This window comes from Methylobacterium trifolii (assembly GCF_022179685.1).
In the GTDB taxonomy this organism is placed as follows: domain Bacteria; phylum Pseudomonadota; class Alphaproteobacteria; order Rhizobiales; family Beijerinckiaceae; genus Methylobacterium; species Methylobacterium trifolii.
The window spans coordinates 1-6,270 of the sequence record NZ_BPRB01000047.1 but is presented as its reverse complement, the minus strand read 5'-3'; the positions used below and the strand labels follow the sequence as shown (position 1 = coordinate 6,270).

The following is a 6,270-nucleotide window of genomic DNA, read 5'->3' as shown; positions in this document are numbered from 1 at the left end:
CAGAGGGGGGAGGGAAGAGCCCGCGCCATGTCCGCTCGGCAGCGCAGCCTATCGAAACCTGTGAGTGCCCCAGCCGCGAGGGGGAGGAGGGGGCCGCGCCAGAGCCCGATCACCCCGCACCGGGCCGCCCGAGCCTGCGCCTCCACGGGCCGACCCTGGCGGCACTCCCCGACGCCGTGGCGCTCCGCGTCCTCGACCGCGCGATGGAGCGGGCGGGCGCGATGCGGCCGCAGCGGCTGGAGCGGCTGGAGCGGCTGGCCTTTCAGATGTTGCTGCCGGCGCTGCGGGCCGGGCGGCCCCTGCGGCGCACCCTGGGCGGCCTCTTGATCGCGGCGGATGCCGCCGGAACGCTCACGCTGTCCCCGGCACCCGAACGAAGGGCGGCCGTCCTCGCCGCAGGGGCGCCCGAGTTACTTGGCAAGGGAGAACCCTCTGCCTACATTGGCCCGGAGCGCGCGGATGGTCCCGCAGTGTCGGGCAGGGGGCGCGCGCTCCCCAGGGATTGATCGATGAACCCGAATTTTCGCAATTTTGCCTTGTGGGTCGTCATCTTCCTGCTCGTGCTCGCCCTCGTGACCCTGTTCCAGAATCCGGGTCATCGCGGCGGCGGCAGCGAGATCGCCTACAGCCAACTCCTCAACGACGCCGACGCCGGCAAGATCCAGGCGGTGGTGATCTCGGGCCAGGACGTGTCCGGCACCTATGTCGGCGGCGGCAACTTCACGAGCTACGCCCCGAACGATCCGGGCCTCGTGACCAAGCTCCAGGGCAAGGGCGTACAGATCACCGCCCGGCCGCCCTCGGACAACACCCCCTGGTTCATCCAGCTCCTGGTGAGCTGGCTGCCGATCCTCGTCTTCATCGGCGCCTGGATCTTCCTGTCGCGCCAGATGCAGTCCGGCGCCGGGCGGGCGATGGGCTTCGGCAAGTCGAAGGCCAAGCTCCTCAACGAGGCGCACGGGCGCGTCTCCTTCGATGACGTGGCCGGCGTCGAGGAGGCCAAGGAGGATCTCCAGGAGATCGTCGAGTTCCTGCGCGACCCCCAGAAATTCCAGCGGCTCGGCGGGCGCATCCCCCGCGGCGTGCTCCTGGTCGGCCCTCCCGGTACGGGTAAGACCCTAATCGCCCGCGCGGTGGCGGGCGAGGCCAACGTCCCGTTCTTCACCATCTCCGGTTCGGACTTCGTGGAGATGTTCGTCGGCGTCGGCGCCAGCCGCGTGCGCGACATGTTCGAGCAGGCCAAGAAGAACGCGCCCTGCATCATCTTCATCGACGAGATCGACGCGGTCGGCCGCCATCGCGGCGCTGGCCTGGGCGGCGGCAACGACGAGCGCGAGCAGACCCTGAACCAGCTGCTGGTGGAGATGGACGGCTTCGAGGCCAACGAGGGCGTCATCATCATCGCGGCCACCAACCGCCCCGACGTTCTCGACCCCGCCCTGCTGCGTCCCGGCCGCTTCGACCGCCAGATCATGGTGCCGAACCCGGACGTGACCGGCCGCGAGCGCATCCTGCGCGTCCACGTCCGCAAGGTGCCGCTCGCCCCCGACGTGGACCTCAAGGTCATCGCCCGCGGCACCCCCGGCTTCTCGGGCGCGGATCTGATGAACCTCGTCAACGAATCGGCGCTCCTCGCCGCGCGTCGCGGAAAGCGCATCGTCACGATGCACGAGTTCGAGGACGCCAAGGACAAGGTGATGATGGGCGCCGAGCGGCGTACCCTGGTCATGACCGAGGACGAGAAGCGGCTGACCGCCTATCACGAGGGGGGGCATGCCATCGTCGCCTTCAACGTGCCGGCCACCGACCCCGTCCACAAGGCGACCATCATCCCCCGCGGCCGGGCGCTCGGCATGGTCATGCAGCTGCCCGAGCGCGACAAGCTCTCGATGAGCTTCGAGCAGATGACCTCGCGGCTGGCGATCATGATGGGCGGCCGCATCGCCGAGGAGATGACCTTCGGCCGTGACAAGGTGACGTCGGGCGCCCAGTCTGACATCGAGCAGGCCACGCGGCTCGCCAAGATGATGGTGACGCGCTGGGGCTTCTCGCCCGAGCTCGGCACCGTGGCCTACGGCGAGAACAACGACGAGGTCTTCCTCGGCATGTCGATGGGCCGCCAGCAGACGGTCTCGGAATCGACCGCCCAGAAGATCGACGCGGAGGTGCGCCGCCTCGTGGAGACCGGCCTGGAGGAGGCCCGCCGCATCCTGGCCGAGCGCAAGGACGACCTCGAGACCCTGGCCCAGGGGCTGCTCGAATACGAGACCCTGTCCGGCGACGAGATCCGCAACCTTCTCAAGGGCCGGCCCCCGGTCCGCGACGGCGGCGACGTGCCCCCGACGCCCGCCCGCGGCTCCTCCGTGCCTTCGGCCGGCCGCGGCCGGCCCAAGGAGAACGACGGTGGCCTGGAGCCTCAGCCCCAGGCGTAACCGCCGCCACCGGGTCCGACATCAAAAGGGCGCCTTCGGGCGCCCTTTCCGTTTCCGGCGTTGCCGCCTTCGTCGGTCGTGACACGGGCGATTCACTGTGACCGGAGGGCATCGACCCGGCGACGGTGAAATCTGGTACGGTCCGCCCAAGGATCGCGCAGTCGCGTGTGGAGACGATCGTGAGAAAGTATTTCGGGACCGACGGCATCCGGGGGCGCGCCAACGGCGTCATCACGCCGGAACTGGCCCTCAAGGTCGGGCAGGCCGCCGGGATCGTGTTCCAGCGCGGGGACCACCGGCACCGGGTCGTGATCGGCAAGGACACGCGGCTCTCCGGCTACATGATCGAGACCGCCCTGGTGGCGGGCTTCACCTCGGTGGGCATGGACGTGCTGCTGCTCGGCCCCGTGCCGACGCCGGCCGTGGCGATGCTGACCCGCTCCATGCGCGCCGACATCGGCGTGATGATCTCGGCCTCGCACAACCCCTACGAGGACAACGGCATCAAGCTGTTCGGCCCGGACGGGTTCAAGCTCAACGACGCGATCGAGCGCGAGATCGAGGGCCTGATCGACGGCGAGCTGCACAAGCGCCTGTCGGGTGCGGCCGACCTCGGCCGGGCCAAGCGCATCGAGAGCGTGCACGCCCGCTACATCGAGTTCGCCAAGCGCACCCTGCCGCGCAACATCACCCTGGACGGCCTGCGCGTGGTGGTGGACTGCGCCAACGGCGCGGCCTACCGCGTCGCCCCCGAGACCCTGTGGGAACTCGGCGCCGACGTGATCGCCATCGGCGTGGAGCCGGACGGCTTCAACATCAACCGGGACGTGGGCTCGACCGCCCCCTCCGCCCTGGTCGCCAAGGTGCGCGAGCGCCGCGCCGACATCGGCATCGCCCTCGACGGGGACGCCGACCGGGTGCTCATCGTCGACGAGAAGGGCCAGGTGGTCGACGGCGACCAGCTCATGGCGGTGGTCGCCCGCTCCTGGCAGGAGGACGACCGCCTGACCAAGCCCGGGGTCGTCGCGACCATCATGTCGAACCTCGGCCTGGAGCGCTATCTCGGCGGCCTCGGCCTCGGCCTCGCCCGCACCGCGGTCGGCGACCGCTACGTGCTGGAGCACATGCGCGAGCACGGCTACAACCTCGGCGGCGAGCAGTCCGGCCACATCATCATGTCCGACTACGCCACCACCGGCGACGGGCTGGTGGCCGCCCTGCAGGTGCTGAGCGTGGTCAAGCGCTCGGACAAGCCGGTGAGCGAGGTCTGCCACTGCTTCGAGCCGCTGCCGCAGATCCTCAAGAACGTACGCTACAAAACCGGCGAGCCCCTGCGCCAGGACAGCGTCGTCACCGCCATCGAGCACGCCCGCGAGCGCCTCGGGCAGGGCGGCCGCCTCGTGATCCGGCCCTCAGGCACCGAGCCGGTGATCCGCGTGATGGCGGAGGGCGACGACCGCGGCCTCGTCAACGACGTGGTCGACGAAGTCGTCGACGCCGTGACCAAGGCCGCCGCCTGATCCTTCAGGGCCTGTCCGACCGTTCGAATCCCAACAAGTCCCCTCATCCAGAGGTGCTGCGAAGCAGCCTCGAAGGAGCCCTCCAGCGATCGCCGAGATTTCTGGAGATCTCCTTCGAGGCTTCCACTGCGTGGAAGCACGTCGGGATGAGGGGATTTGTCGGGAAGGGCCGTTGAAGCGCCGATGCTATTGACCGAACCGCCATTTCGGAAGCCAAAGACCCTCTAGGCCGGATCGTGGGCGCGGACGAGGGTGGCCGGCGCGGTCGCGCGCCATGCCGCGAGCAGGGCGCCGCGCAGGCTCTCCTCGTCGCACGCATCGAGGTCGAGGTTCGTCCAGCCGCGCCGGCCCCAGGCGCCGGGGACCGGCGAGAACAGGTCCGGCTCCGCCTCGACCAGCACGGCCTGGTGCTCGGGCGGCAGCCGCAGCACCGTGCGCGCCTCCTCGACCCAGAGGGTGGCGTAGATCCGGCCGCCGACCCGGAAGTCGGGATGGCCCATATGGGCGCCCTCCACCGTCTCCGGCAGCATCAGGGCCAGTGCCCGCACGTCCTCCGGCAGCATGGCGCTCCTCAGCCCGCGCCGCCCGCGGGCGGCTGCCAGAGCGTGCCCGGATGCTCGCGCACGTCGCCCGAATCGGTCCCGGTATCGCTGTCCGAGGCCCAGTCGCCGGGCTCGGTCACGGCCTCGATCAGGTCGTCCGGATAGCGGGCCTCCAGGAAAAGGCGCGCCTCCGCCTCCGAGGCGGCCCGGACCGTGACCAGCGGTCGCGGCCCGTCCGCCGTGCGGATATGGGCGATGAACAGGCGCGTCATGGAAGCTCCCCTCGGGCGCTGCGGCGCGAGCGCACGCAGACGAAGCGGATACCGGCTCGTCGCGCAAGTGCGCGCCAGAACAAGAACCTGCGCCCCGACCCGATGTGGTGGGGCACGGCTCCCGGCCCGTCGCCTCGCGGAGGGTAATTACCCACCCCTTTGACCGCTGGGTTCAGGCGCCGATGGTTTTGAGGATGGTGCCGAAGGGGGTGCTGCCTGTGAGGCGCGCCGTATCGACGACGGTGCGGATGTCGGCTTCGCCCTCGGCGGCCCACATTGCACGGTAGCCGTTCGTCATCTTCCTCTGGACGACGGAGGGGCGCAGCAGCCGTTCCGATCCGTTATTGGTGGGCTCGACCGCGCCGGGATGGACGAGGAAGACCAGGAGTTGATCGCGCGCCCGGCCTATCTTGGCTTGCAGATCGCGGGTTAGGTCGCAGCCGCTCGCCGTGGCGAGGATCGCTCGCAGTCGGCGGTCCAAGGTCCGGTGCTTGGCGGCCAGGGTCGAAGACGCGAAGTCAGTGATGCGCTCGGCCAGGGCGAAGACGGATCGCAACCAGAGCTGCAGTCGCCAGGGGACCGGATCATCGCTGGTCTCCACGGCGTAGGCGACATCACGGGCGAGATGGGCGAGGCAGGTCTGGTGCGCGGCCGCATGGCCCTGCTGGGCGGTGTAGCGGTCCGAGATCCACACCGCGGGCCGATGTCCGTCCATCATCTCCCGCACCACGACGGCGCCCCGCGTCGGCGAGGCCGTGTGCACCACCGCGTCGGCCGAATGGAAGACCCAATGGTAAGCGTTGCTGCCCTCAATGCGCACACCGGTCTCGTCCGAGGCGACGACGGCGGCGCGGCGCAGCATTGAGACGGCCTCCTCGCGGCCAGGACGGAAGCGCGCTTGCGCCCGGCGGAGCAGGTTCATCAGGCCGCCCTGGCTGAGCCTCAAACCGAACAGGTCGGACAGCGCCGCCTGCAGCCGCTCGTAGGAGAGCGCCTGGAAGGTCTTGAGATACGTCGCCACCGCATGCAGCCGTGGGCCGAAGGGCGTCCCGCGCGCCGCCTTCGGCACCGGCGCTACGACCCGCGTCCCACAGGATGGGCAGTGCACCGCCAGACGTCGATGCTGGGTGACGGCCGGCGCCACCTCGGGCAACTCGATGTGCTCGGACACGCTCACGATCTCGGCGGGAATATCCTCGTGCAGGCTGCCGCCGCAGCACACGCAGCGATCCGGACGATGATCGACGACGGCATCGGGATCCTCGCTCATCACACGGCTATGACCCTCGTGCCCGGGCTTGCCACCACCGGGCTTGGATTGCTCCCGACGTTCCTTGCGGTCCGTCGCGGGCGGCTTCGACGAGGTGCGTGAAGTCTTCTCCGGGCGCTGCAGCCGCAGCACCAACTCGATCAGCTCTTCGCGGCTCAGCCGCTCAAGATCGCTTCGGCCCATCCTACGAACGAATCAGCGAAATCCCGCCCGCGCAAGGGGGTGGGTAATTAC

The 6,270-nt window shown here is 69.7% G+C and carries 5 protein-coding genes and 1 pseudogene; 3 read left to right on the top strand and 3 right to left on the bottom strand.

From position 1 onward, the window contains the following. From COGEMETH_RS03980 to glmM, 3 genes and pseudogenes are all read left to right on the top strand, one after another. Positions 1 to 506: pseudogene (locus COGEMETH_RS03980) on the top strand (hypothetical protein); the annotation flags it as partial. A 3-nt stretch (positions 507 to 509) separates the two neighbouring features. Continuing rightward, positions 510 to 2,432 carry an ATP-dependent zinc metalloprotease FtsH gene (ftsH, locus tag COGEMETH_RS03975; RefSeq protein WP_238181313.1) on the top strand — a complete coding sequence of 641 codons (1,923 nt, stop codon included), beginning with the start codon at positions 510 to 512 and terminating at the stop codon, positions 2,430 to 2,432. Between the two features lie 179 nt (positions 2,433 to 2,611). Beyond that, on the top strand, positions 2,612 to 3,952 hold the full coding sequence (gene glmM / locus COGEMETH_RS03970) for a phosphoglucosamine mutase (protein WP_238181312.1): 1,341 nt from the start codon (positions 2,612 to 2,614) through the stop codon (positions 3,950 to 3,952). 224 nt (positions 3,953 to 4,176) lie between these two features. On the opposite strand, the gene COGEMETH_RS03965 is transcribed toward glmM, so the two are convergent. The 3 genes from COGEMETH_RS03965 to tnpC all read right to left on the bottom strand — a co-directional run bounded on the left by COGEMETH_RS03965 (position 4,177) and on the right by tnpC (position 6,219). Beyond that, entirely contained in the window at positions 4,177 to 4,515 is a 339-nt protein-coding gene (locus COGEMETH_RS03965; protein ID WP_238181311.1) for an MmcQ/YjbR family DNA-binding protein, read from the bottom strand. Positions 4,516 to 4,523: 8 nt separating this feature from the next. After that, positions 4,524 to 4,766, bottom strand: coding sequence for a hypothetical protein (locus COGEMETH_RS03960; RefSeq protein ID WP_238181310.1), 243 nt, complete (start codon positions 4,764 to 4,766; stop codon positions 4,524 to 4,526). A 172-nt stretch (positions 4,767 to 4,938) separates the two neighbouring features. Further along, positions 4,939 to 6,219: an IS66 family transposase gene (gene tnpC / locus COGEMETH_RS03955; protein WP_238181309.1), complete on the bottom strand. Its 1,281-nt coding sequence runs from the start codon at positions 6,217 to 6,219 to the stop codon at positions 4,939 to 4,941. Positions 6,220 to 6,270 lie beyond the last annotated feature (51 nt).